The sequence below is a fragment of the Pseudomonas kielensis genome (genome assembly GCF_030505375.1).
GTDB lineage: Bacteria > Pseudomonadota > Gammaproteobacteria > Pseudomonadales > Pseudomonadaceae > Aquipseudomonas > Aquipseudomonas kielensis.
Genome location: NZ_CP130043.1, coordinates 4,681,202 through 4,705,202, shown reverse-complemented (window position 1 = coordinate 4,705,202; position 24,001 = coordinate 4,681,202). Strand labels below are relative to the sequence as shown.

The 24,001-nt window shown below is 60.1% G+C and carries 19 protein-coding genes and 3 pseudogenes; 5 read left to right on the top strand and 17 right to left on the bottom strand.

All coding sequences use genetic code 11. The annotated features are described in order from the left end of the window. Nucleotides 1–2 precede the first annotated feature (2 nt). The 6 genes and pseudogenes from Q1W70_RS21995 to Q1W70_RS21970 all read right to left on the bottom strand — a co-directional run. The gene (locus tag Q1W70_RS21995) at nucleotides 3–647 is read right to left on the bottom strand and encodes a tetratricopeptide repeat protein (protein WP_166591107.1); all 645 of its coding nucleotides are present in this window, start codon (nucleotides 645–647) and stop codon (nucleotides 3–5) included. Then, nucleotides 644–1,453, bottom strand: a complete 810-nt coding sequence (locus Q1W70_RS21990; RefSeq protein WP_166591106.1) for an SDR family oxidoreductase — start codon at nucleotides 1,451–1,453, stop codon at nucleotides 644–646. Before Q1W70_RS21990 ends, Q1W70_RS21995 begins: the two co-directional genes overlap by 4 nt. Continuing rightward, on the bottom strand, nucleotides 1,440–2,114 hold the full coding sequence (locus Q1W70_RS21985; RefSeq protein ID WP_166591105.1) for an iron-containing redox enzyme family protein: 675 nt from the start codon (nucleotides 2,112–2,114) through the stop codon (nucleotides 1,440–1,442). Before Q1W70_RS21985 ends, Q1W70_RS21990 begins: the two co-directional genes overlap by 14 nt. After that, nucleotides 2,111–3,592 (bottom strand): AMP-binding protein, encoded by a 1,482-nt coding sequence (locus Q1W70_RS21980; protein ID WP_166591104.1) that lies wholly within the window; start codon nucleotides 3,590–3,592, stop codon nucleotides 2,111–2,113. Before Q1W70_RS21980 ends, Q1W70_RS21985 begins: the two co-directional genes overlap by 4 nt. Next, nucleotides 3,582–4,259: a thermostable hemolysin gene (locus Q1W70_RS21975; RefSeq protein WP_166591103.1), complete on the bottom strand. Its 678-nt coding sequence runs from the start codon at nucleotides 4,257–4,259 to the stop codon at nucleotides 3,582–3,584. The genes Q1W70_RS21980 and Q1W70_RS21975 overlap by 11 nt, the downstream gene beginning before the upstream one ends. A gap of 230 nt (nucleotides 4,260–4,489) precedes the next feature. Beyond that, a pseudogene (locus tag Q1W70_RS21970) lies at nucleotides 4,490–4,774 on the bottom strand (hypothetical protein); the annotation flags it as partial. A 147-nt stretch (nucleotides 4,775–4,921) separates the two neighbouring features. Between Q1W70_RS21970 and Q1W70_RS21965 the strand changes: the two are divergent. Both Q1W70_RS21965 and Q1W70_RS21960 read left to right on the top strand, forming a co-directional pair. After that, a complete protein-coding gene (locus Q1W70_RS21965; protein WP_218585206.1) occupies nucleotides 4,922–6,403 on the top strand; it encodes a DUF1254 domain-containing protein in 1,482 nt (493 codons plus the stop codon). Between the two features lie 217 nt (nucleotides 6,404–6,620). Continuing rightward, the gene (locus Q1W70_RS21960) at nucleotides 6,621–7,157 is read left to right on the top strand and encodes a cytochrome b (protein ID WP_166591102.1); all 537 of its coding nucleotides are present in this window, start codon (nucleotides 6,621–6,623) and stop codon (nucleotides 7,155–7,157) included. A 268-nt stretch (nucleotides 7,158–7,425) separates the two neighbouring features. On the opposite strand, the gene Q1W70_RS21955 is transcribed toward Q1W70_RS21960, so the two are convergent. Both Q1W70_RS21955 and Q1W70_RS21950 read right to left on the bottom strand, forming a co-directional pair. Then, nucleotides 7,426–8,934 carry a sensor domain-containing diguanylate cyclase gene (locus tag Q1W70_RS21955; protein WP_302097937.1) on the bottom strand — a complete coding sequence of 503 codons (1,509 nt, stop codon included), beginning with the start codon at nucleotides 8,932–8,934 and terminating at the stop codon, nucleotides 7,426–7,428. A gap of 253 nt (nucleotides 8,935–9,187) precedes the next feature. Next, nucleotides 9,188–10,081 (bottom strand): annotated as a pseudogene (locus tag Q1W70_RS21950) (LysR family transcriptional regulator). A gap of 116 nt (nucleotides 10,082–10,197) precedes the next feature. On the opposite strand from Q1W70_RS21950, the pseudogene Q1W70_RS21945 reads away from it, so the two are divergent. From Q1W70_RS21945 to Q1W70_RS21935, 3 genes and pseudogenes are all read left to right on the top strand, one after another. Next, nucleotides 10,198–10,618 (top strand): annotated as a pseudogene (locus Q1W70_RS21945) (ester cyclase). A 3-nt stretch (nucleotides 10,619–10,621) separates the two neighbouring features. After that, on the top strand, nucleotides 10,622–11,689 hold the full coding sequence (locus Q1W70_RS21940; protein WP_302097936.1) for an SDR family oxidoreductase: 1,068 nt from the start codon (nucleotides 10,622–10,624) through the stop codon (nucleotides 11,687–11,689). 174 nt (nucleotides 11,690–11,863) lie between these two features. Then, on the top strand, nucleotides 11,864–12,406 hold the full coding sequence (locus Q1W70_RS21935; protein ID WP_302097935.1) for a histidine phosphatase family protein: 543 nt from the start codon (nucleotides 11,864–11,866) through the stop codon (nucleotides 12,404–12,406). A gap of 76 nt (nucleotides 12,407–12,482) precedes the next feature. Here the strand turns inward: Q1W70_RS21935 and Q1W70_RS21930 are convergent, their stop codons facing one another. From Q1W70_RS21930 to algG, 9 genes are all read right to left on the bottom strand, one after another. Beyond that, complete coding sequence (locus Q1W70_RS21930) at nucleotides 12,483–13,511, bottom strand: alpha/beta hydrolase family protein (protein ID WP_302097934.1); 1,029 nt, start codon at nucleotides 13,509–13,511, stop codon at nucleotides 12,483–12,485. Between the two features lie 102 nt (nucleotides 13,512–13,613). Further along, nucleotides 13,614–14,435 (bottom strand): MinD/ParA family protein, encoded by an 822-nt coding sequence (locus Q1W70_RS21925; RefSeq protein WP_166591095.1) that lies wholly within the window; start codon nucleotides 14,433–14,435, stop codon nucleotides 13,614–13,616. A 465-nt stretch (nucleotides 14,436–14,900) separates the two neighbouring features. Then, complete coding sequence (locus Q1W70_RS21920; protein WP_166591094.1) at nucleotides 14,901–16,358, bottom strand: mannose-1-phosphate guanylyltransferase/mannose-6-phosphate isomerase; 1,458 nt, start codon at nucleotides 16,356–16,358, stop codon at nucleotides 14,901–14,903. A gap of 94 nt (nucleotides 16,359–16,452) precedes the next feature. Next, the gene (locus Q1W70_RS21915) at nucleotides 16,453–17,559 is read right to left on the bottom strand and encodes a mannuronate-specific alginate lyase (RefSeq protein ID WP_166591093.1); all 1,107 of its coding nucleotides are present in this window, start codon (nucleotides 17,557–17,559) and stop codon (nucleotides 16,453–16,455) included. Nucleotides 17,560–17,568: 9 nt separating this feature from the next. Further along, a complete protein-coding gene (locus Q1W70_RS21910) occupies nucleotides 17,569–18,216 on the bottom strand; it encodes an alginate O-acetyltransferase AlgF (RefSeq protein ID WP_166591092.1) in 648 nt (215 codons plus the stop codon). A 10-nt stretch (nucleotides 18,217–18,226) separates the two neighbouring features. After that, nucleotides 18,227–19,402: an alginate O-acetyltransferase gene (locus Q1W70_RS21905; RefSeq protein WP_166591091.1), complete on the bottom strand. Its 1,176-nt coding sequence runs from the start codon at nucleotides 19,400–19,402 to the stop codon at nucleotides 18,227–18,229. Nucleotides 19,403–19,414: 12 nt separating this feature from the next. Next, nucleotides 19,415–20,899 carry an MBOAT family O-acyltransferase gene (locus Q1W70_RS21900; protein WP_166591090.1) on the bottom strand — a complete coding sequence of 495 codons (1,485 nt, stop codon included), beginning with the start codon at nucleotides 20,897–20,899 and terminating at the stop codon, nucleotides 19,415–19,417. A gap of 82 nt (nucleotides 20,900–20,981) precedes the next feature. Then, nucleotides 20,982–22,409, bottom strand: coding sequence for an alginate O-acetyltransferase (locus Q1W70_RS21895; protein WP_166591089.1), 1,428 nt, complete (start codon nucleotides 22,407–22,409; stop codon nucleotides 20,982–20,984). Next, a complete protein-coding gene (gene algG, locus Q1W70_RS21890; protein ID WP_185817877.1) occupies nucleotides 22,406–23,965 on the bottom strand; it encodes a mannuronan 5-epimerase AlgG in 1,560 nt (519 codons plus the stop codon). The genes Q1W70_RS21895 and algG overlap by 4 nt, the downstream gene beginning before the upstream one ends. Nucleotides 23,966–24,001: the final 36 nt, after the last annotated feature.

Genomic DNA, 24,001 nt, shown 5'->3' with positions numbered 1-24,001 from the left:
TGTCAGCCAAGTTTTTTATTCACGTCCAGCAGTAACGCTTCAATCTCCTGGCGCCGTCCCGCGTCAGCGGTTGCCCGCCCGGGCCGTGGTGTCGCTTGCAGGGCTTTTTGCAGCGCGGCCCTGGCTTCGGTGTAACGTTTCTGACGGTAGAGGTGATCGCCCCAGAAGTACAGACTATCGATACCGTTGGGGTTCAGTTGCAAGGCCTGTTTGAGCAACGCCTCTGCCTTGTCGGCATCGCCAAACCCGATAGGCCAGCCGGGCACCCGGTCGTACAAGGCCCCCAGGCTGGTATAGGCCGAGCCTTGCAAGGCATTGGGATCAATAGCCAGGGCTTTCTCAAGGTCGGCCTTGGCCTGTTTGACCTTGCTCAACGCACCCAGTCCACCTTGGGCGCCGGCCCAGCTACTGCTGACAATCCCGGACCATATCCAGGCCTCGGCCACCGACTGGCGCTCATGGGTGAACGCCGAGGCCTGGGCGGCCAGCTGTTCGAAAGCAGCGGTGCGCTGGTCGGCGGGCATTTGATACTGAATCTGCGCCCAGCGTTGCTGGATGCCGCTCAGACGCTGCTCATCAGCCGCATCAAGCGCCCAGACACTTTGGCTCAGGGCCCCCAGAAACAGGCAAGCGAGTAGTTTTTTCATGGTTTGAGGTTCTCGTTTTCGGTTTTCTGACTCAGGCGACGGATCAGCGGCAATTGCTTGCGCAGACCACGATCCACGAGGTTGGGCAGAAGGCTGTTGAGTCGCACGAAAAAGCGCTCCGGCCAGCCCAGGTAAAGGTCGCGTCGGTCACCGGCGATGGCATGGATGACGGCTGAGGCGACTTTTTTTGGGTCGTCGACATTCGCCTTGAGCGCATCGTTCAAGGCCTGGGCCGCGGGGCTGTTCATGCTGGTACGCGTGGCCCGGGGAGCGACGTACAGCACGGCGACCCGGGTGTCCGCCAGTTCCCGGCGCAACGCCTCGGAAAAACCGCGCAAGGCAAACTTGGTGGCGCAGTAACTGGCGTAGCCGGGATAGCCGATGGAGCCATAGGTGGAACCGACATTCACCACCATGGCACTCGTTGCCTGCTTGAGCAGCGGGAGCAGCAGTTTGGTCAGGCAGATCGGTGCGCTGATGTTGACCGCCAGCATCGCGTGGATGTCGCTGTCATCGAGCTGCTCCAACATGGCAAAGTGATTGACCCCGGCGGCGTTGATCAGCAGGTTGATGCCGCCCATCTCTTGCGCGGCGGCCTGCACTTTGCGCCGGTCGGCCAGAAACGTCAGGTCGGCAGTTATCCAGGTCAGTTGCAGGGGGTAACGCTCAAGCAGAGAGGCCAGGGGTTCCCGGTGCCTGGCCACTGCCAGTACCTGCGCGCCACTGGCGCACAGCTGCGCCGCGATGGCCAGGCCAATACCACCACTGGCCCCCGTCAGTACTACGCGAGCCTCAGACAGGCGCATGCTCAACCTCCCCGTCCCGCGGCAAACCTCGGAACATGTCCGTGTAAAGCCGATAGACCACTTTAGAGGCATGGATAACCGCAGCCTGGTCGCCCGGGTCCTCGAGGTTATCCATCAGCCGGCGGTAGGTCTGCATATGTTCGATGTCCAATGAGCCGTGCGAGCTTAGGTAGCTGAAGGCGCTTTCCGGCAAGTCCAGACGCTGGCGAATACTGCCAGCGGCATGGGTCGCCAGGGCGACACTGGTGCCTTCGAGCACATTGACCATGCCAAACAGCCCGACCGGATTGTCTCGGGCAATCAGGTCGTAGAGAAAGCTGACCATCAGTTCGATCGGCATGCACGGACGACCGTCGCGTACAGCCTCCTTGTCGCCCCCACACACAGCGATGTCATTGAGTACCCATTGTTCGTGACCGTACTCATCCTCGATGTATTCACAGACGGCTTTGCGCAGCCACTCCAGGCGCTGCGGCAAGCGCGCACCACAGGCCATCATCAAGGGGACGGTATGACGCACGTGGTAGTAGGCCTGCGCCAGGAATGCCCGATAACTGTCCAGGCTGACCTTGCCTTCGAGCGCGTCGCGGATGATCGGCAGCGCGAACAGCTCTTGACGCTCCTGTTGCGTGGCGTGTTGCAGGGTGTCGAAAAAACTCATGATGCGGATTCCTCAAAGTTGACCGACTCAGTCAGTTGCGCCCGGTAACGCTCGACGATGGCGTCACGACGCGGGCGGCCATTGGCGGTCAGCAGGCCGTTGGCGGGGGTAAACGGTTGATTCAATCGGGTCCAGTGGTGCACCTGGGCATAGTCGGGCAACGTCGCGTTGGCCTCGGACACCGCAAGAGCCAACTCGTCATCCGTACATTCGGGACGATGGGGCCAGAGCAAGGCGTGGTTGTGCGGCATGGCCTCGCCATGGACGAACGCCTGTGCAATGTCGCGCCGCTGGGTCAGCTCGGCCTCAACCCACTCGGGGTTCACATTGCGCCCGAAGCTGGTGATGAACTGGTGCTTCTTGCGCCCCCTGAGGTAGAGAAAACCCTCGGCGTCGAACTCGCCCAGATCGCCACTGGCCCACCATTGCTGGGTATGTGCAGCCTCCCCCAGGTAGCCGAGAAGCACCGAGCCGCGGATCAGCACTTCACCATCTTCGGCCAGGCGGACCTCTACATGCGGCAGCGGGCGCCCCACGCTGCCGGGGCGATGTGCATCGGGTCGGTTCAGGCATACCACCGATGCACACTCAGACAAGCCGTAGCCTTCGTAGATCGGCAGACCGACCCGCTGTGCACGATCCAGCAATGCCCGGGACACTCGCGCCCCGCCGACGGCGGCAAACCGTAGCGATCGGGGGTCGAAGACTTTTTGCTCGGCGGTGTTTGTCAGCAGCAGCAACAACTGTGGCACCAGAATCAGGCTCTGCGGCGCGCGGGCCGCCAGGCAACCAAGCAATACCGGTACATCAACGCCACTGGCACCTTGGATGCCCAGGGTTTTCTGGCTCGGCACGCTCACCGTTGCACCGGCATACAAGGCCGCGTAGCAACCGATGTTTTCCAGCAGAATGGCCAGAGGCAACAGGGCAAGATGATGCTGCGGCTTGCACGGTTCGCTGGCCCGCTCCAGTTCACGGGCAACGCTCAACAGGCTCTCGGCGCTCAGACACACGCCCTTGGGTGTGCCCGTGGTGCCCGAGGTGAACGTCAGTTTGGCCGTACCTTCAGGTAGCCGGTTTGGAGCACAGAACGTACGACGCCAGAATTTGCCAGACTGGGTGTAACCGGCTGCCTGCAGTTCGTCTGCCTGATCCTCTGCGCCAATGACCAGCTCGGCTTGGCTTTGCTCCAGGCAATGACGGCGTTGAGCCGCACTGAAAAAAGGAGCCAGCGTCAGACAGGTGAGGCCTTCAAACAGGATGGCCAGGTCCCAGAGCACTGCTTCGGTGCCGTTGTCCAATGCCAGTGCGACCACCTTGACGTGCTGATCTCGCAGGCACTGCTGACGGTACGCCACCTCAGCATTGAGCATGGCGTAGTCCAGCTTCAGGTCATCCCCCCACAAAGCAATGGTGTGAGGCTGGCTTTCGGCATAGTTACGTAGTGTCTGTTGGAAGCGCAGTGTCTCAGGCGACATGACTGGCCCCCTCGATAGATGATGGCAAGCCGAGGCGATTGAACAGTCCGATGTTGCGCAGATGGGTGAAACCGGCGCGGATGTTGCCGACGTGCACCCACGGCTGGCTCTCGTAATAGCTGCCCCAGCTAAGGCGCTCATCGCCAAGACGTGCCGGGTCGGCAGCACACAACGTCACGGGTTTGAGACCCAGGCGGTGAAAACTGTTGACCAAGCCAACATTCCCGGTAAACGCCACCCACTCCAGTCCTCCCATGGCCAGCAGGTACGTCATCGCAACAATGCTCAAGCGTGCGCTACCGGTGTCGCTAGCGGCCAGGTTGCCGACTTCGGCAATGGCAGCCCGGCCCACGGCTTGGTTGGCCGCTGCGCTGATCAGCGGATCGATGGGTTCGTCCAGATAGCGTTCCAGAAACAGCGGCTCGACACTGGCAAGCCGCACCCCCGCCACGGCACAGAGCGTGCCTGAGGGGGTGCTCATACCGAACAGTTGCGGCATGAAATGGCGAATATCAGCACCGTGAATCTTCCGAAACCGTTCCTGGATGTAGGCTTCGAAGGCAGGACGCAGCGATTCTTCGGGCAACGCTCTGGCCAGTGTCATGGGCGAATTGTCAGCTTGCCCAAGGCGCAGCGGTAAAGGGATGTTCCAGTTAAAGTCGGACATTGGCGGCACGCCTCCCGGATAAGTTAGGGAGGAGTATCGGAGAGCTTTCTTAACGAAGTCTGAAGGTGCTGAACAGACGCCTCGCAGTGCCGTTCACAAGCAGTTCATGAGTGGACGCAGAAGAAAAGCAAACGAGCCGCTCTGGGCTGTCGATTCCGCCTGTTGTCCAAGGATCATTCACCGCGTCAGCGCAACATGATTCGATGATTTGACCCGCATGCACCACACGCTCAATGGTCAGTGACGCGTGTCGACCTTCGATGTCGACGATACGCTGGCCATCCGCCGGGCCGCTTGCACCACCTGATGTGCGCGCACGACTCTAGGGATATAGGTTTTTCTTCGATGAGATCACCCAGATAGTGCGGCGACATAATTTGCACCGCGTACTCGTTGAACACGTCCTGAATATTGGCGTGCAACAGGCTGAGCAATACCGCACGCGGTCGGGGTTGACTCGCAATAGCCTGGGCCACCCGTCGATACTCGGGATAGAAGTCCGACAACTCTGTCTGGCGCGGAGGCTGGCTTATTGTGATCTACACTCTCTGGGCGTGTGAATTGGCGCATCGCCACAGGATTAATGAGTCGCGGCTTAAGTGACAGACCTGAATGCCAGTCAAGTTCATGGTGACAGCCTGCTCACAACTGACGAGGTGGACATGAACAGGAAGTCTAATCGGGGCTGGACAATGGCTGCGGCAGCCGTCGTAGCGGTTTCAACACTTTTCGCCGGGTGTGCGAGCAAGACCGATCCTATTACCCAGGCAGACCAGGCCGATGTTGCCAAGGGTGTGACCGCACCCAGTCTCGAGCAGACCCGGGCGATCGCCGAGGCAGGTTTTATCTACGGCCTGCCGCTGGTCATGAACTACGCCGTGATGAATGAGTTTGCAGTGGACTCCAGTTCCAGTCAGTTCAAGGCCCCCTTTAACCAACTGCACAATGAGCATCGGGTCGCGACGCCCGCTGACACCGCCGTCATTACGCCAAACAGCGACACCCCCTACTCGATAATGTGGGCCGACCTGCGCGCAGAGCCGCTGGTGATCACGGTGCCGGCCGTCTCCAAAAAGCGCTACTACTCGGTGCAACTGATTGACGGCAATACTTATAACTTCGGCTACATCGGCAGCCGGGCGACGGCCAGCGCCGCCGGCAGTTATCTGGTTGCAGGCCCGGACTGGAAAGGGGTGCCGCCCCCTGGGATCGATAAAGTGTTCAATTCCACAACGCCCTTTGCACTGACGTTGATCCGGACCCAGCTGTTCAACCCGGCCGACATGCCGAATGTCGAGAAGGTCCAGGCCGGTTACCAGGTCCAGCCGCTTTCCGCCTTCCTCCATCAACCCGCGCCGCCCGCTGCGCCGAAGCTCGATTTCGTACCGGCTACCACCGCTGGCATCAAGGACAACTTCTTCGAGTACCTGTCGGCCGCGTTGGCGTATGTGCCGCCATCGGCTGACGACAAGGAGATCCGGGCGAAGCTGGCCAGCATCGGCGTAGGCCCTGGCCGAAGCTTCGAATTCAAGAACCTGTCGCTCGAGCATAAAGCCGCGGTCTTGCTGGGGATGAAGGCTGGCGACAAGACAGTTGATACGTTTCTCTCGAGCGGAATGAAAAATATCAATGGCTGGAATGTCGGAGCGTTCTTCGGCGACCAGGCGTTCTACAAGGCCAACTGGTTGATGCGTGCCGGCGCCGCGAAGGGCGGACTGTACGGCAACGACGCCGTGGAGGCGATGTACCCCTATACCCGTACTGACGGCACAGGCAAGACACTCGATACCAGCAAACACAACTACACGCTGACCTTCCCCGCTGGAAAGCTGCCACCCGTCAATGCCTTCTGGTCGGTGACCCTGTACGACGGCAAAAGCCAACTGCTGATCGAGAACCCGATCAACCGTTACCTGATCAATTCGCCGATGCTCTCGGCCTTGAAGAAAAACGCGGATGGCTCACTGACGCTGTACATCCAGAAGGACTCCCCCGGCAAGGCCAAGGAAGCCAACTGGTTGCCGGCGCCTGACGACACCGTCTACCTGGTGATGCGGCTCTACTGGCCGAAGAGCACACCGCCGTCGATTCTTCCTGCGGGCGAAGGCAGCTGGCAGCCACCCGCGCTGGTGGTATCGAAGTAGGGCAACTCATGGTTCATGGCCGCGCGCTGATGGCGAAACCGGGGGGCGAGCCGAGGCACTTTCAGCCGGCTTGAACAGACCCTTTGCAAGGGAGCTTCAGATTGTCTTAAGGCTAGTCAGGCAGGGTGCTGCGGTCAGGTTCGTCGACACCCCGAACCCGGCCCCCTGGCCGCACGAACGAGTCGGCAGCCAGCACTCCAATCGACGAGGCACTGTGATGACCCCCGCCCCCCGCACACAACGTTATGCAAAGTTGTCGATCATCATGCACTGGCTGATGCTTGTGCTGTTTGTCGGTGTCTATGGTTGCATCGAACTCAAGGGGTTGCTTCCCAAAGGCCATGCGCTCAAAGGTCCGCTGTTGGGCAGTCACGCAGTGTTCGGGATGGCCATTTTTGCCTTGGTCTGGATCCGTCTTCTAGGCCGCTTGAAAGCCCGGCCACCTATTTCCCCACAGCCGCCGGCCTGGCAAACCGCACTGTCCCACATGACCCACCTACTGCTCTATGTGCTGATGATCGGCACCCCGCTTCTGGCATGGCTGATGCTCAATGCCGCCGATAAACCGGTGCCTTACTTCGCATTCCCATTGCCCTCCCTCATCGCCCCGGACCCCGACATGGCAAAGCAATTGAAGGAATGGCATGAGCTGCTGGGCAGTGCCGGCTACTGGCTGATTGGTTTGCACGCCGGCGCAGGGCTGTTTCATCACTATTGGGTTCGTGACAACTGCCTCACCCGGATGTTGCCTTGATGCTCTCTATCCTGGGTTCTGTACGAACCCTCTGACTTGCTGATCGCATTGAGCTACGCCGGTACCGCAGACAGGGGGCTTGAGGCTTCTCAAGGGCTACAAATGAAACCGAACAGGTCGCAGCCCTCCCCCTGTCGACCGATCACCATCCCCCCCTTAATTCCGGACTTCTCAAGCAATCGCGCGACCTCAGGTACTGTCTCGCGTCGGCCGCCATTGGCGGATTGTGCCCAGACATCGGTTACTTGACTGGCACTGCTCAGTGCCATCAGGCGCAGTAGTGGCTTGCCGTCCGGTTCCGTCCAGCCGACTTGGCGTTATAGAGCGCCTGATCAGCAGCCTCGATCAACCCCTGCAATTGATCCAACTCCGACCCCGTTGCAGTGGCAATCCCGATACTCACACTGACACGTCCCCATGGGCTGGTTTGGTGAGGAATATTCTCTTGGCTCAGCCGGTCCTGGATACCTTGCGCCACGACGGCTGCACCGGCACTGTCGGTATTGGGCATGACAACCACCATCTCCTCGCCACCGTACCGCGCCACCAGATCCGATGGCCGCCGTATGCATTCCTCCAGGACTTTACCTACTTTCTGCAAACACGCATCGCCCGCCACATGCCCAAGGGAGTCGTTGTAAAGCTTGAAATAGTCGATATCAATCATGAGCAACGCCAACGACAATCCATCCCGTTGCGCTCGCCGCGCTTCAATCGCAAGGGTCTCGTCAAAACAGCGCCGGTTCGCGAGGCCCGTCAGCGCGTCCTTCATCGCCAACATTTCCAGTTGCCGATTCGAACTGAGCAACTGCTGCTGGGTGACCAGCAATTCCGACTCCACGTTGATCCGCCGACGAATATGCAGGATCAACAACCAACCGATAATGCCAATGAGGCCCAAGAGGCTCGTCACCACGCCGATCGACAACATTGCCTCCTGCCGCCACCCTACCAAGGCTTCGTGTTTACCGAGTGCGACCGTGGTCACGAGCGGCAGCTTGTCACTCTTGCGAAAGGCATAGAGCCGCTCCACACCATCCAGACTGGAGGTGAACGAAGCCGTACCGACCGACTGATCAACAAGGTACTTTGCAAAGATCGGCGACTGCGAAAAGTTGCGCCCCATGTCCTGTTCGCGGAACGGATAACGAACCAGCAGCGTACCGTCGGTATAGGACAACCCGATGGCCCCCTCTTGCCCCACATCAATCTTCCCAAACAACCGTAGAAAGTTTTCAACCCCCAGCGTCACCGCAACCACCCCGGCGAACGCTCCGTGAACATCATTGAAGCGCCGGCTGATGGTGATCACCCACTCCTGGTTTGACCGGCTACGTATCGGCGGCCCGATGAAGGGTTCCCGGGCAGGACTGTCACGGTGATGAATGAAGTAGGCACGGTCACTGCTGTTGGCTCCGGCCGGAGCCATAGGGTTGGAGGACATCAACCAGCGGCCTTGGTTGTCATAGATAGTGACACCACTGAGCTGTGGCATCAGGGGCTGCTGTCGGCTGACCAGCGTGCTGAGCCGCTGTATTTGCGCAGGTCCACTGCCCTCGGTTTCAAGACGCTCGACGAGACCGAGCAAGAGCAACGAACTTTGCCGGACGATACCTTCAGAATAGGTCGCGAGCGCCTGGGTAAGGTTCAACCCGTGGACGTCCGCCTCCTCCAGCACCCTATCTCGAGAGGCGACCACCTTCCAGAGAGTCAGTGACGCCAAGGAACAGCCGATGACTAACAACAAGAGTATTACTAGGTGGATGTCACGCTTCACGTCAGTACCTGATGGAAAGTCCGGTTTCCCGTTCTGGCCGTTATTTGACCAAGGCAATAACAGCAAACGTATGTCCTGAGAGTGCTTAAGGATACAAGTTGTCCCGCAAGGACGCAGCAATAGAGTTGTGGCCCCGTCACTGACTCCTGGGCCGCAGTCGCTGAGGTAATCCAGGTCGATGGCAACCCTCTGTGCCAACCACTCGACAACATGCTCGCTCGGCTCAACGACTGGGCAGGCGCGTTATGACGCCTCAAGCACACAGATGATCCTGCCCATTTTCAACGCACAGGGCTTCGAGCAGTACCTGCTCCAAGAGCGCGAAGAAGCATTTGATGTGGGCCTGTTTCAATGCCTGAGGCCGGGTCACCAGATAGACGTCCATATCCGGAACATCGATCTGCGCAAACACCTCAATCAGGTCTTTCGCCAGAACTCGAGGCAGTACGGCTACGCCCAATCCCCCTCTCACCGACTCGAGTTGCGCGGCGAATGAACTTACGCTGATCTGCGTACGCTCCAAACCCGCCGCCTTTGCTGCACGCATTTGCGGCAACACGTCCAATGGAGGGAGCAAGGCGATATTGACTGCTGTGGCCGGGGTCAAGTCAGGAAAGCGCTCGAGGTACCCAGCATCAGCGAAGACACCATAGGCAAGCCTGCCTATGGGTCGATAAATCAGCGATGGTTCGCCCAGATGTACCGTGCGTACAGCAATGTCGGCCACGCCGCGGACGATCTTGTGAAAGTCGGCTGCAACCTGCAACTCCACCGAGCAAAGCGGATGGGCTGTGGTGAAACGACGTGCGGCCTCCAGCACCCGAGAAGAGAACCCCTCACCTGCACTGACCAGAACACTGCCAGACAGCTCTGCTTACAAGCCGGACAAATCAGCCACGGCTTGACGCCTCAAGCCTGCCTCCGCAGCGAGGGCAACCTCCACCAGAGATGAACCCCGCGAGGTCAACCGACACCCCTCAACACCCCGTTCGAGGAGTGGCTCGCCCAGCGCGGCCTCAAGTTGGCTCAGGCGACGAGACAAGGTAGACGGCGCAATCCCCAGCAACTGACCCGCTTGAAGAAAGCTGCCACGCCGCGAGACTGCCAACAACAGCCGAAGATCGTCCCAGTTTGCTTGCACCGCCATGCGCTCTTCCCTCCTTGGTTTGCAGATATGCAAATCCATTATGCAGGAGTGGTTGTTTTTCAGGAGCTATCTCAACGGTATATCTACAGGCCTTCGAAACAACGGAAATGGACTGTATGACGACTGGCCCCAACGACTATGCGCAACGCGCCGCCGAAGCCTTCAATCGCCGCGATGTCGAGTCAATGCTTGCATTGGTATGCGAAGACTTCATCTACCTCGATAGCATGGGGATTCAAATCGGTCGCCAATCCATGCGCAAACGAGAGACCGCGATTCTCGACGCACTGCCCGATGCAAAAGTGTCTCTCACCCCATTCATGGTCGCGGACGATCGTTTGGCGCTGACGGCCTTACTGACCGGTACCTTCACCGCCCCGCTGGTGCTGCCTGGCCGGGTGATTGCCCCCCCACGGCCGACCTATCACCCTCCACTATGCAGCACACTTTACCTTCAAGGATGGGCTGGCGATCCGTGAGGAGGCCTTCTTCGACAGTGCTGTGCTGATGCCGTTAGCCGAACAGGGGGTGAGTTAATCCATGCGCAACGCATTTGTTACCGGCGCAACCGGTTTGCTGGGCAACAATCTGGTCCGAGAACTGGTCGCTCGTGGCTACGCCGTCAAAGCCCTGGTCCGCTCGAGAGCCAAAGGTGAGCAGCAGTTCAATAAACTGCCGAAGGTGGAACTGGTCGTTGGGGACATGGCCGACGTGAGCGCATTCGCAACAGCGTTGCAAGGTTGCCATGTGGTGTTTCATACGGCGGCTTTCTTTCGTGACAACTACAAGGGCGGCAGCCATTGGAAAGAACTCGAAAAGGTCAATGTCATCGGTACGCAGGACCTGATTGATCAGGCCTACCGCGCCGGTATACGACGGTTTATCCACACCTCTTCGATTGCCGTGCTCGACGGTGCGCCGGGTGCCTCCATCGATGAGACGTGTCTGCGGGCCGACGCCGACGCAGACGACTACTACCGCAGCAAGATCTTCGCCGACCGTGTCGTTTTATCGTTCCTGGAAACCCATCCTGATATGCATGCCTGCATGGTCCTGCCGGGTTGGATGTGGGGCCCCGCCGACATCGGTCCGACCTCCTCGGGGCAGTTGGTACAGGATGTGGTGAACGGCAAACTGCCCGGCTTGATCCCTGGTAGCGTCTCGGTTGTCGATGCACGTGATGTGGCACGGGCGCTGATAGCCGCCGCCGAACATGGGCGACGTGGCCAACGCTATCTCGCGGCAGGCCGTCACATGACGATGCGCGAGTTGGTACCTGTTCTGGGCCGTATCGCGGGGGTCAAGACCCCCTCACGCGAACTACCGCTCTTGCTTCTATACACCCTGGCGGCTGTGCAGGAGCTCTATGCTCGTCTTACCGGCAAGCCCATTCTGTTGAGCATGGCCACCTTGCGCCTGATGATACGAGAGGAGTACCGCACCCATTTCAATCACCGCAAGAGCGAACAAGAACTGGGCCTCACTTTCCGGTCGCTGGAGCTGACAATCACTGACACCGTGGCGTGGTACCGCGATCACGGCTGGTTTGAAAACCACAGTGCGCGGGCCGCGAACAAACAACGCTCGTCCGACATAGTCGGCAAATAACTGTCAGAGCGCGCCATGACTATCAAGCCGCAAAGCCGATAGTCTCGGCACTCATTGTGCGACGTGACGCTGACACGCGAACCGTCGCGTTGAGTCCCGATACCGCACTTCTGATCTATTCACCACGCACAAGAACAAGGACGTCAATTCACGGTGAACAGGGAAATAATTCTGATGCGACATGGTCAGCCGAAAGAGGTGAACGTCGATAAAGTCTCGGCACTCGAGATGAAAGACTGGATCGAACACTACAACCGATCCGAAATTACCCAGCAGCCGGTTCCGAATGCCAGTCTGCGACTCGCCGCATCCGCCACGGTCATTGCTTCAAGCAACGCGCCTCGTGCACTGACCTCCGTACAGGCGCTCGGGCTGAAGCCTGTAAGGGTCGACGCAATTTTCTGCGAAGCACAACTACCTTTTGGGCATTGGAAACGGCCACGACTCTCGCCCTTTACCTGGGCATTTATCCTTCGAATCTTATGGCTTTGTGGCTACTCAGGCGACGTCGAACCTGCAAACACCGCGAGGATGCGCGCCCGCAAAGCAGCGGAACTATTGCAGTCCCTTTCTAGCGAAGGATCCGTTCTGCTGCTCGGTCATGGCTTCATGAATAAAATGATCGCCAAACAACTCGTGAAAGATGGTTGGGTTCGCCATCAGCGCAACGGTAGCCAGTATTGGAGCACAGCGGTATACCGGTATGTCGGTGTGTAACCAGCGCCAGAACCCCGGGTGCTGCATTGGCCGACAACAGGCGTTTACGGATGCCATTGGCAAGTGCATCTGCTTGCTAGCGCACCTCAGTCACACCTGCTCTTGCATGCACCCACTCGGTTATCGTTTCAAGGGCGCCAGGGGCGTAGGCATGACGACCTTCCATCAGGAACCTCAGCGTGGTTAGCCAGGACCATTCGCTGGTGAGTTGTGTGTTGTAGGGCACCGCCCTCAGGAGTCCATGACTTGCATCCGGTATGACTTCAATCCGGTTGGCGGGATGATTGCCCCCTACAGTCTTTCTGTAGATTTCTGCGTTGACCGCAGGATTGACATTCAGATCCTCCGCGCCCCACATCGCAAGCACTGGCACCTCGAGCTTTTTCAGATCATGGGTTGCATCTTCGTGAAGATTTCGCCGCACAAAAGCCCACCGCTCTGGGCTCATGCTGCCTAGAAGGGTCGCTGGCGGCACGTGCGAAGAGGTAAACAGACGCTCGTCATCTGCGGCCACTTGCGCCATCACTCGTTCGATATCAGGCTCAGACATCCCTGTGCGTTCCAACCGGGTTCGAGTGTAATAGTCTCCTTGCCGTTGCCAGGATACCGCGGCTCCGACAAGCACAAGAAAGTCTGCACTACCGGGCGTAAGGCGGGGTAATACCCAACCGGCTTGCGAAAACCCAAGCACACCGACAGGGATTCCTTGCAGCTTGCTGCGCAGGGCGCAAACCGCGCTGCGCACGTTCACAGAGCGGTCAGCCATGGACTGACTGAGCCAATGCCCCTGTGAGCCCCCAATGCCCGGTTTATCCCACGAAACAACCGCAATACCTGCGTCAAGAAGAGTATTGATGAGTGGATCGTAACCCTGCTGCGACGTGCGATCTTGTGGGCCATCCCCATGAGCCAGGACGACTGCCGCTGTTGCAGCGTGGTCAGGAAGCCAGAGCGTACCCGCCAGGAGCAGTCCATTTGCTTCGAATGCAAAAGGTTCACTCACCCGGCGATCCAGGCCATAAGTGTCAAGCCGCCAGAGAACAACAAACACGGTTGCCATGACCAGGCAAGCGACGGTAATCAACCCTGCGCGATAACGCTTCATCCAGATTGCTTTATGCACAGTCACTGCCTTTTCGTTTCATGAGCTCCGGCCAACTGGCCCAGGATGACGCCCGAGTGATCACACGAACGACCAAGAGCGTTGTTACCTTTTTGAGACGCTGACAAGTCGCTCGACAAAAAACTCTACATACCCTCTTGGACCGCCCAGCAATGGCCAAGCGTCGGCCTTGAGCGCAACCTCCTGAAAGGCTTTGCTGCATTTGCATCGTGGGTGTCTCTCGTAAACCGCCCGCCGTGTCTGCGCGGCATTACGTACATATTCGTCGTAAGGAATTGCTCCCGCATACTCCAGGAAAACATCCAGGAAGTGGTCCGTGAGTTTATTAAGCTTGGCAAACAAATTCTGCCCTTCTAGCGGGTTAATCTCCATGTTGGCCAACACCCTGAAGCGCTTCATTCCGTGCTCATGATTAAGTACTTTGATCAACGCGTAAGCCCCGGAGATGGAAGCCGGCTCATCGCAGACAATCACCAGGACTTCATGGGCAGCTCGAATGAAGCTGACGACCGGTTCGCCAATACCCGTGGCGGTGTCGATCACCAGCACGTCCAGGCTGTCCGCTATCTCGCTGAATGCCTGTATCAGGCCTGAATGCTGGGCCCGCGACAGGCGCACCATACTCGGGGCACCTGAACCAGATGCGACTACGCGCACTCCTCCCGGCCCTTCCATCAGGGTGTCGGAGAATTCACAGCGACCCTCGACTAGATCGACCAGCGTATACCGTGGCACAAGCCCCAATTGGACGTTGACATTCGGGAACTCAAGATTTGAATCCAGCAAAACGACTCGGCGCCCAAGCTCCGCCAGCGCCAATGCCAGATTCACAGCCACAGTAGTTTTGCCTACACCGCCCTTACCGCTGGCGATAGCGATAACTTGTACAGCGTGCACGGTATCCATACTGACTTTTCAACTCCATAGTTAACGCTGACAAGCAATTGAAATCCTTAAAGCATCAAGTTCCAAGATTAGCCCTTGACGATTGCTCAGCCGCAACCGCCGCACATAAGTTCGCCCTCGCCGACCAGACCTCCTGATCGCCGATTGGCTGGCTAATATCCAGAAAAAAACAGGCTGAAAAAGTTAAATACTGTAAAGAGTGACGCACCGGCCAAGATCAAAGCGGACACTAGTTTCTTTTTTAACAACGGTACACCTCCTTGTCGTCGATGTATAAAACTGAAACGAGGACAGCACACCCGGACATGCCCTGATAAGGCTGGATGGAAATGGCAGCGCAACGGCTTGGAGCACGCCCAACTGCGCTGCCATGACTCGCCCAGCACCTGTGTCAGGGGCCAGGCAACGTTCAAGCGCTGCGTTGAGCAGCACCTGACGTGCACAGGCGGGTTCAGGTGCTTGGGCTCAACCGCCGACCACCAGCTTGGGTGCCAGCAGCGCCTCGCCGGTCCGCCCATAGACATCCTCCAGGCGCTCGATGTCGTCCTCACCCAGGTAGCTGCCGGACTGCACCTCGATGATCTCCAGCGGGATTTTTCCAGGGTTGGCCAGGCGGTGCACCGAGGCGATCGGGATGTAGGTGGACTGGTTTTCGGCGAGCAGGAACACCTTATCGTCACACGTCACCTGGGCGATGCCGGATACCACGATCCAGTGCTCGGCACGGTGGTGGTGCTTCTGCAGCGACAGCTGCGCGCCGGGCTTGACGGTGATGCGCTTGACCTGATGGCGAATACCGTTGTCCACCGAGTCGTAGCTGCCCCAAGGACGATTGACCGCACAATGGCTCTGGGTTTCCGGGCGACCTTTCAGATCCAGGTCGTTGACCAGCGCCTTGACGTCCTGAACCGAGTTCTTGTGGGTGATCATCACCGCATCCTTGGTTTCGACCACCACCAGATCGTCCACACCGACCAAGGCCACCAGCTTGCTGCTGCTGTGTACGAAGCTGTTGCGGCTGTCGTGGATCATCACATCGCCCTTGAGCACGTTGCCGGCCTGGTCCTTCTCATGCACGTCCCACAGAGAGGACCAGCTGCCCACGTCGTTCCAGCCAGCGGCGAGCGGCACCACACAGGCGCGGGAGGTCTTCTCCATCACCGCGTAGTCGATGGAGTTGTCCGGGCAGCACTCGAAGGCGACGGTATCGATGGTCATGACATTGCCGCAGCGCTGGCTGCGCTCCAGGGCCAGCGCACAAGCGTCGTAGATGCCCGGCGCATGCGTGAGCAACTCGTCCAGATAACGGCTGGCACGGAACAGGAACATGCCGCTGTTCCAGTAATAGCCGCCCGTGCGGACGAGCTCGCGGGCCAGGTCTGCATTGGGCTTCTCGACGAAGTGGCTGACCCGGTAGACGCCGGGATGCATGCCGCCGGCGTCACCTGTACGGGTCGCCTTGATGTAGCCGAAGCCGGTCTCGGGACGTTTGACCGGGATGCCGAACAACACCATCTCCCCTTGCTCGGCCACCACGCGCGCTACTTCCAGTGCCTCGCGCAGCGCCGGTTGGTCCTCGATCACATGGTCAGCCGGCAGCACCAGCATCAGTTCATCGCGGCCGTCGGCCAGCAGTTGCAAGGCCGCCATGGCCACGGCCGGCGCGGTATTGCGGCCGAAGGGTTCGAGCAGGGTCGAGTGCCCCTCGACGCCGATCCGCTCCAGTTGCTCGTTGACGATAAAGCGGTGCTCGTGGTTGCACACGATCAGCGGGCTCTGCATGCCTTCGAAGTCCAGGCGCTGCAGGGTCTGCTGGAACAGCGAATGCTCGCCGGTCAGGGCGAGGAACTGCTTTGGATACTGCTTGCGCGAAAGGGGCCACAAACGCGAACCACTACCACCAGAAAGGATTACCGGAATCATGGGAAAAGCCTCATTAAAGTTCCATTTCAAATTGCTACTTGTCCCCGCCGAGGCCCTGCCTCGGACTACCGGGAGAGTGAATACATCGATGCGATCAAGGATTGAACAACTGGGTGATATCCCCTCCTAGCCGATAGGTCTCCAGGGGCTCCAGAGAGCGCCGCCACGCATCGGTCTCGGCCGAGCAGCGATACAGTGCGCAGTAGGGCTCCAGCCAGGCGAACTTGCCGTCCTCCTGCAAATCCTCCAGTTCCTGCGGGTAGCCAGACCGGGCCTCGAAAAAGCGCGGGTTGTGCACGCCCCCTTCGACCCGCTGGGCGAGCCGCTGCAGGGCACCATCGTTGTCGCCACGCAGATCCAGCCCGTTGGCCTCGGCGAATGCCGCGATCATCATCAGCGGCCCCAGGCTGTAGTTGTGGTAGGCAAGCGCCCGGGTTTGCCGGGACAACTCCAGCGGCAGGTAGCCCTCGGCGTCGACCTGCTCCATACCATGGCGGTACTGCTCGACCGCCCAGTCGAACAGGTCCTGGCGGTCGAGCACCACGGCGCTGGACATGACCGCCCAGGCAGCCCAGTACTGATGGTTGTTGCGTCGCTCGCGCGGTTGCTCGTTCCAATCGTGCACCACCTGGTCGGCGAGCCGGGCGAACCACTGCTCGATGGCGCGAGTCTCGGCCTCATGCCCACGCAAGGGTTTGGAGCCGGCGAACTGCAGCCGCAGATAGGCGGCAGACAGGCTGCCCAGCGCCCATTTGCGCACCGACTTGCCGGTGTGGTTGTAGGTTCGGCTGAGCAGCGCGTCGGCTTCGGCCCATGTGCTCAACCAGGTCAGAGCACAGTCGGCGTATTCCTGACGGCCATCCTCCAGATACTTGCCGACCAGCTTGCTCACCCCGCTTTCCAGCGTACGCACCTCACCGGTCAGCCGCCTGTAGCGCGCGGCGGCCTGCGGGTTGAGCTTGTCCCTGGCCGAGTCCGAGCCTTCGTACTTGCTCGGGAACAGCAGGTCGCCCGAATAGGGCGCGGGTGCCTCGGGACAGGCCGCCACCTCTTCCTTGGGGGACGGCGCGGCCAGGTAGAAGCCGCTGGGCGGCACCAGGTTGGCGCCGGCCTTGCGTTCCAGGGGCTTGCTGCAGCCGGCGGCCAGCAACAGGGCCAGGCCGGTGAGCGCCATCCGCGAACAGATCAGCCAGGGTTTCATAGCCATTCCTCAGTTGGTCGCGACCGGACGCTTGACCCAGGCCGGAGACAGATTGTCGGCGGAGCCGGTGACAAACAGGCTGACCACTTCGCCACGCTCCAGCACCAGCGGGTCGAGGTCACGAATCTTGCGCTCGCCAGCGAACAGCGTCAGGCGCACCTTGACCGGGTTGATCTCGCGCTCGCCACGGGCGTTAGCCGAGACCGGGTGGATGACCTCGGTACGACCGTCGGCGGTTTTAATCGACAGGGCGGTGTCGGATAGGTTCTGCAGGCGCAGCAAGGACTTCTGGCGATTCTTGAACGCCGGTTCCTCCACCATCTCCAGCGCCCCATCCGGCATCTGCACCAATGTGTAGTAGCGCTCGGCGTCGAGCTTCACCGCCAGGCTCTTGCCATCGGCATTGACGCTGTACTTACCGGCTGGCAGGAAGGCGAAATCGCTGCTGCTTTTGGCGCCCAGGTCATTGATGCGGACAGGGCCGAGGTTGGCGTCAAAACTGCTGTTTGCTGCGTTGAAGCCGCGCACGAAGGCCGAGCCATACGGTGCCGCCGGACCATAGAGCGCCGCTTCATCAGCCATCACCCACGGGGCAGACAGGCCCAGCAGCAGGCTGCCCAAGCGCAGGGTGTAGGACATCGAGGAAAAAAGGGACATACAGGTACTCCTAGAATTGCAGGACGGGCTCGGTGGAGGTAGAGGTGGCGGTGTGCAGCGCGCGGCTGACCGGTTCCACGCCGTTGTGCAGCTGGGCGAGCCAGGCCGCGTCGAATCCGGACAGGTCGCTGGGTAGCATCAGATAGCGCTCGGGGAACTCCCAGATCACCAGGCGCAGCCCGGCGAGTTCTTTATCCCCCTGCCGCAGCAGGTTCAGCATGGGCACCAGTGGGCCCTTGCCCTCCTCCGCGTAATTGAGCAGGTCGCTGCCCAGGGCCTGTTTCAGGGCGCCGGCGAAGTTCCAGTTGGGGTTGGCGCTGTAGCTGGTGCCGACCAGCGCGATCGATGGCTGAGCGTCGGCGAACAGCGCATCCTCGGCGCTCGCCTCCGGTCCCTCGGCGGCCCGGGTCAGACGCGGGAGCAAGCGCTCGGCCGGTGGTTGCAGGTCGGCGAAGTACGGTTCCAGGGGCAGGAAACTCAGCAGATCGCCTTTGTGCTCCCGGCTGGCGACAGCCTCGGTGACAAAGGCCTGGTCGCCATGCTGCCAGATATCCTGCCGCGCCAGATGCTCGGCCAGACTCCTGGCCGCGACTTCTGCGCCGAAGGGAGTCCAGTGGCTGTCGGTACGCAGAAACACCGGCTCCTGCACCTTCGCCTGCTGCAGGGCAGGCAACAGATCCGGTCCGTTCAACCCGGCTTGGCGCATCATGTCCAGGACCTTCGGGTACAGGCTCTGCTGAGCCAGCGCGGGTCGCTCGTCATCCAGATGCTCCGGATAGAGTCGAGCCTTGGCTGGCAGGAGCGCCAGCACCAGCGTCACCCCACGGCGCTCGAATTCCGCCCGTACGGCGTTCACCAACTGCCAGTTGTCCTGCAACTGATCGGGTTTGCTCGCCGGCTTGAACTCCTCGTCCGAGAAGAGCCAGCCGTCCTGGCCGATGACCACGCCCTGGCGACCTTCGCCGAAAAGCGTGAGGCTCGCCAGCGCCCAGAGATTGGTGCCCAGTTGCTTGACCGGGAACTCGGCGTCGTAGTGCTTCTCGAAGGCCTGCGCCATTTTGCCGTCCAGCACACTGGTTTCACTGGCTGAAGAGAAGCCGAAGACCGCGCGTAGGGACCACAGGCAGAGCACCAGCAGCAGGCTGCCGAAGAGTAGGCTGTAAAGCAGGTTCAGGGTTCTGTTCATAGTCGGTTCCCCTCAGAACTGGAAGTACAGGAAGGGCGAGAAGCTCTGCGCCGAGAGCTTCAGCACCGAGACGGTGAACAGCAGGAGCACGGCAGCGTGGAAGGCCACGGCGCCTATCCGCAGGCGCGCCACGGCGGCTCTGCCGTCGGCGTTGATCATGATGCCGTCGTCTTCGCCGGCGCCGGCCTTGGGTCCGCCGGCCAGCGGCTGGGCGTAGAACTGACGGATGCCGAAGATGGCCAGCACGACATAGGCCAGCACCAGGGTGGCGATCTGCAGGCTGGTGAGCTGGGCGCGGTTGAGCTCGGAGAGCTGCCAGTCGGCGAAGCTGAACATGGCTGCGTACATGCGCCAGGCCACGTCGAGGTTCTCGGCGCGAAAAATCACCCAGCCGATCACCACCAGCATGAAGGTGAAGGCCCACTTCAGCGGGTTGAGCACCCGTGGCGCGGCGTTCACGCCCAGGAAACGCTCAATGGCCAGCCAGACGCCGTGCCAGGCGCCCCAGAGGATGTAGGTGAAGTTGGCGCCATGCCACAGACCGCCCAACAGCATGGTCAGGAACAGGTTACGGTAGGTCTGGAAGGCGGTTCCACGGTTGCCGCCCAGGCTGATGTACAGGTAGTCGCGCAGCCAGGTGGAGAGGCTGATGTGCCAGCGTCGCCAGAACTCGGTAATGGACTGGCTGATGTACGGCTGCTTGAAGTTTTCCATGAAGCGAAAGCCCATCATCAGGCCCAGGCCGATGGCCATGTCGCTGTAGCCGGAAAAGTCGAAGTACAGTTGCGCGGTATAGGCCAGCGCGCCAAGCCAGGCATCGCCCGTGGTGGGGTCGGAAAGCGCGAAGCAATGGTCGGCGATGGGCGCGATGCTGTCGGCGATGAAGACCTTTTTGATGAAGCCTTGCATGAAGCGCGTACAGCCCTCGGCGAACTTGTCTACCGTATGGGTACGGTGGTTGAACTGGTCCACCAGGTCGCGGAAACGCAGTACCGGGCCGGCAATCAGGTGCGGGAAAATCGCCACAAAGGCCGCGAAGTCCACCAGGTTATGGGTGGCTGGGGTGTCGCCGCGGTAGACGTCGATGATGTAGCTGATGGACTCGAAGATGTAGAAAGAAATCCCGATCGGCAGCAGGATGTGCGTGAGCACGAAGGGCTCCATACCGAACGAGGTGATGATGGCGTTGAGGCTGTCGACGCCGAAATTGGCGTACTTGAAATAGCCGAGTACGCCGAGGTCCACCGCCACGCCGAGGAGCAGCCATTTCTGCGCAGTTTTCGTGCGCACTCCGGCCGCGCCGATGCGCAGTCCAATCCAGAAGTTGAACACTGTCACGACAGCGAACAGCGCCAGGAAGTCGATGCGCCACCAGGCATAGAAGATGTAGCTAGCGACCAGCAACAGCAGGTTTCGATAGCGCGTTCCGACCAGGTAGTACAAGCCGAGGAAAATCGGCAGAAACAGGAACAGGAACACGTTGGAAGAAAAAACCACGCTCTCAATCTCCTTTTGAATGATCGTCGTTGCCCTAAGGAGCCCATGCGCCAGGCGCAGCCCGGCGCAAGGCTCCATCAGGTCAATCGGCCTTGGCTTGCATCACGCTTGCTGGTTTGTCCGCCCTGCGGCAGATCTTCGCCTCGACCTTCAGCCCCGGGGGCATGTCTGCCGGCATATCGATTTCAAGGGAGAGCAGCGTCTGCCCGGCCCACTCGGCGTCCTCACGCAAGCGGAAAACAAAGCGCCCGTCCGACTCGACTTCCCGCGACCGGCTGATCAACAGGTTTTCCCGCGAGCCGCTCATGTACCAGACGGTACTGCGCAAATCACTGATCCCGGGCTCGCTGAACTGGATCTCGACGACGGCGTCCTCACTGCGGATCGGCTTGACCCCCGTGTTGACCAGCACCTCGTTCTTGCCTGGCCGCAGGGCCAGCTTCTGGTCTATGTCCGTCGTCACGTCCCGGCAACCGTTATCCAGCAGCGGCATCGCCTGGCGATAGAACGTCGCCATGGCCAGGTCGTAATAGCTGTTGACCTCCCAGATCAGTAGCTTCGGCGGTTTGTCCTGGAAGTCCTGGGTGCCGAGGTACTGCAGCATGGCACTGTGGAAGCCACCTCCTGTCACCGAGCGGTTATCCACGTCAACGTTGGCGTACTGTTTGAGGAAGCCGTCGAAGTTGTACTGTTCGGAACTGAAGCTGGTGCCGACCAGCACCACATCGGGCCGTTCGGTATCGCCAAACAGCTCATTGCTCTCTTCTTTAGGTTCCGTCACTGCGCGCGTGAAGTACTCATTGGCGTAACCACTGCCACAGATTTTGCCGAAGGCCTGGTTGAGTGAGCCGACCTTGTACAAGTTGCCTTCCGTGCGGGTGGCAAACTCCTTGCGCGCAATCCCCTTGAAAACCCCCGACTTACTCATCTCGGCGGCCAGCAACTGCGCGGTCAGCTCAGCGCCTTGCGGCGTCCAGTGGTTATCACGCTTGAAGAAAAATTTGCTGCGCACGTCGGCCGGCAGGTCCAGCAGCGCGGAGAGGTCCGGCACGCGTATCCCCAGGCTGCGCAGGCGCTCGATGGTAGCCCGGTAATTGCTGCGCGACAGTTCGGCATTGAAGCTGCTGCGCGCCTGCGGGTTGAGCATCTCAGTGACGAGCAGGCCACGCGGTGGCAGGTAGACCATCACCAGTTCCACGCCCCTGGCTTTGAGTGCATCACGCAGATCCTGCAGCAGTTTGAAACCCTCGGGCGTGGTGCCGATGTTGGTCATCAAGTCTATCTTGCTGCGGAAAAGCCAATCCTTTTGCCCTTGCACCAGTTGGGTGAAATCGCCCAGGTCACCGGTGTAGCTGCTGTCCTGCAGCGCCTGCGGGCAGATCTGGCAGCAGCGCTCGATCTTGTATTCGGGCGCCTCGGCAGCCAGGCTCAGGGAACTGGTGAAAAGCGTCGCAATAGAAGCGCACGCCAGCCACCCGTGGACAACGCGGCCCTTTGAACTCCGTTTCATTGTTTGTCACTCACTTGAAGTTGCGCCAACTTGTCGAGCGGCAGGACCAGCACGGCCTGCTTCTGTCGCACCAGCAGGTCGATGATTCGGCTCTGATCCTTGGCAAGCGCACCGAATATGCCGATGCCGCTGGGCTGGGTCGGCATCAGCATTTCCACACCGTAGAGCTTCACGCTTTGCGGCGACACGACTGAGATGGCGCCCGACTCGTTGCCGATCAGGCGACCGCCCACCACGGTCAGGGAGAGGTTCATGTCGAAGGGGTCGAGTACCAGGTCGCGGGGCGTGCCGACGAGGTCCTTGACGTGCCCGTAGATGCCGAGCAGGCCGTTGGCCACCGCGAGGTTTTCATAGAGCCCGACATTGGCGCTGTTGCGCACACGAATGCCGTGCCGCGCGTTGTTGAACGCCCGGTTGCCCCACAACAGGTTGTCGCCGCTCTCGTAGATGGTGATGCCATCGGAGCCGTTGCGATAAACCTCGTTGTTGGCCAGCACGTTATTGACGCTGGAGCGGTCGACCACGATCCCGGAGAGGGTGTTCTCGTAGGAGCGGTTGTTGAAGATCCAACTGTCGTTCACCTCGCGGGAGACGATGATGCCGTGCTTCTCGCGGGTGCCATAGGCGGTGTTCTCGGCAATGATCAAGCGCCGCGAGCGGTCGTGCGGGTCGATACCGTAGACCAGGTTATTGCGGTAGGTATTGCCCTTGAGCACCACGTCATAGGCTTCGTAACAGTAGAAGCCGTACCACATGTCGTCGAACATCGAGCCAATCAGCCAGCCGCTGGGATGGTCGCGCTGCATGGTCGGATGCATCGCCGGGCTGTACTGGGAGATGGATACGCCATAGGACTTGCTCGCGGTGTAGCCAAGACTCGATACCACCGAGTTGACGATGTAGGTCTCGGTACCGCCCCAAGCGTTGAGGAAGGGGCGGAACTTGCCCTTCTTCTTGAACCAGTCCTGCTGGTTTTCCGTCTCGCTCCAGGCCGTAAGCCGGGTGTACATGATGAACAGCTTGCCGTCGTTGATCAGGAACGCGCCGCGCTCGCTGGAGAGACGGAAGTCGCGGGTTTCGGCACCGACGTGCAGGGTCGCGCCCTGGCTGACGACGATCGGCAGGCGAGCGATGTAGATACCCGGCTCGGTCTCCTCGAAATACTTCTTCGGCAGGCTGCGGGCGAGATCCTTCAGCGTGACATAGCCACCCTCGATGAAAATCGCCTGGGGCATTTCACCCTGGCGCTTGACCCATTCACGCAGACGCTCATCGCCACCGGTGAACTCCACCAATTGGTCCGGGCCGATCATGCGCTTGAGCACCACGTTGCCAACGGGCTTGCGTACGATCCGCGCATTGGCCGCCTCGGCCGTATAGGGCGACAGATCGGGCAGCTTCGGCGGGTCAATCAGCAGCGGCTCGGCGGGAATGCTCGACACCTGGTAAGCGGGAGCGGCGTGTTCCCCGGCCGGTGCCACGACCGCCCACGCGAGGCTACCCGCGAGGACCAGGCCGGCGACCCAGCGGTGCCTGTTTCTTGTGTGTAAATACATAGCGTCCAACTCCATGGTCAGCTCGGCAGGCGGCAT

Bases quoted from the DNA above. Each gene is read 5' to 3' on its own strand.
- Q1W70_RS21995 (WP_166591107.1), bottom strand. From the start codon at position 647: ATGAAAAAACTACTCGCTTGCCTGTTTCTGGGGGCCCTGAGCCAAAGT.
- Q1W70_RS21990 (WP_166591106.1), bottom strand. From the start codon at position 1,453: ATGCGCCTGTCTGAGGCTCGCGTAGTACTGACGGGGGCCAGTGGTGGT.
- Q1W70_RS21985 (WP_166591105.1), bottom strand. From the start codon at position 2,114: ATGAGTTTTTTCGACACCCTGCAACACGCCACGCAACAGGAGCGTCAA.
- Q1W70_RS21895 (WP_166591089.1), bottom strand. From the start codon at position 22,409: ATGAAACGGAGTTCAAAGGGCCGCGTTGTCCACGGGTGGCTGGCGTGC.
- Q1W70_RS21925 (WP_166591095.1), bottom strand. From the start codon at position 14,435: ATGGATACCGTGCACGCTGTACAAGTTATCGCTATCGCCAGCGGTAAG.
- Q1W70_RS21930 (WP_302097934.1), bottom strand. From the start codon at position 13,511: ATGAAGCGTTATCGCGCAGGGTTGATTACCGTCGCTTGCCTGGTCATG.
- algG (WP_185817877.1), bottom strand. From the start codon at position 23,965: ATGTATTTACACACAAGAAACAGGCACCGCTGGGTCGCCGGCCTGGTC.
- Q1W70_RS21965 (WP_218585206.1), top strand. From the start codon at position 4,922: ATGAACAGGAAGTCTAATCGGGGCTGGACAATGGCTGCGGCAGCCGTC.
- Q1W70_RS21980 (WP_166591104.1), bottom strand. From the start codon at position 3,592: ATGTCGCCTGAGACACTGCGCTTCCAACAGACACTACGTAACTATGCC.
- Q1W70_RS21920 (WP_166591094.1), bottom strand. From the start codon at position 16,358: ATGATTCCGGTAATCCTTTCTGGTGGTAGTGGTTCGCGTTTGTGGCCC.
- Q1W70_RS21915 (WP_166591093.1), bottom strand. From the start codon at position 17,559: ATGAAACCCTGGCTGATCTGTTCGCGGATGGCGCTCACCGGCCTGGCC.
- Q1W70_RS21905 (WP_166591091.1), bottom strand. From the start codon at position 19,402: ATGAACAGAACCCTGAACCTGCTTTACAGCCTACTCTTCGGCAGCCTG.
- Q1W70_RS21960 (WP_166591102.1), top strand. From the start codon at position 6,621: ATGACCCCCGCCCCCCGCACACAACGTTATGCAAAGTTGTCGATCATC.
- Q1W70_RS21940 (WP_302097936.1), top strand. From the start codon at position 10,622: ATGCGCAACGCATTTGTTACCGGCGCAACCGGTTTGCTGGGCAACAAT.
- Q1W70_RS21910 (WP_166591092.1), bottom strand. From the start codon at position 18,216: ATGTCCCTTTTTTCCTCGATGTCCTACACCCTGCGCTTGGGCAGCCTG.
- Q1W70_RS21935 (WP_302097935.1), top strand. From the start codon at position 11,864: ATGCGACATGGTCAGCCGAAAGAGGTGAACGTCGATAAAGTCTCGGCA.
- Q1W70_RS21975 (WP_166591103.1), bottom strand. From the start codon at position 4,259: ATGTCCGACTTTAACTGGAACATCCCTTTACCGCTGCGCCTTGGGCAA.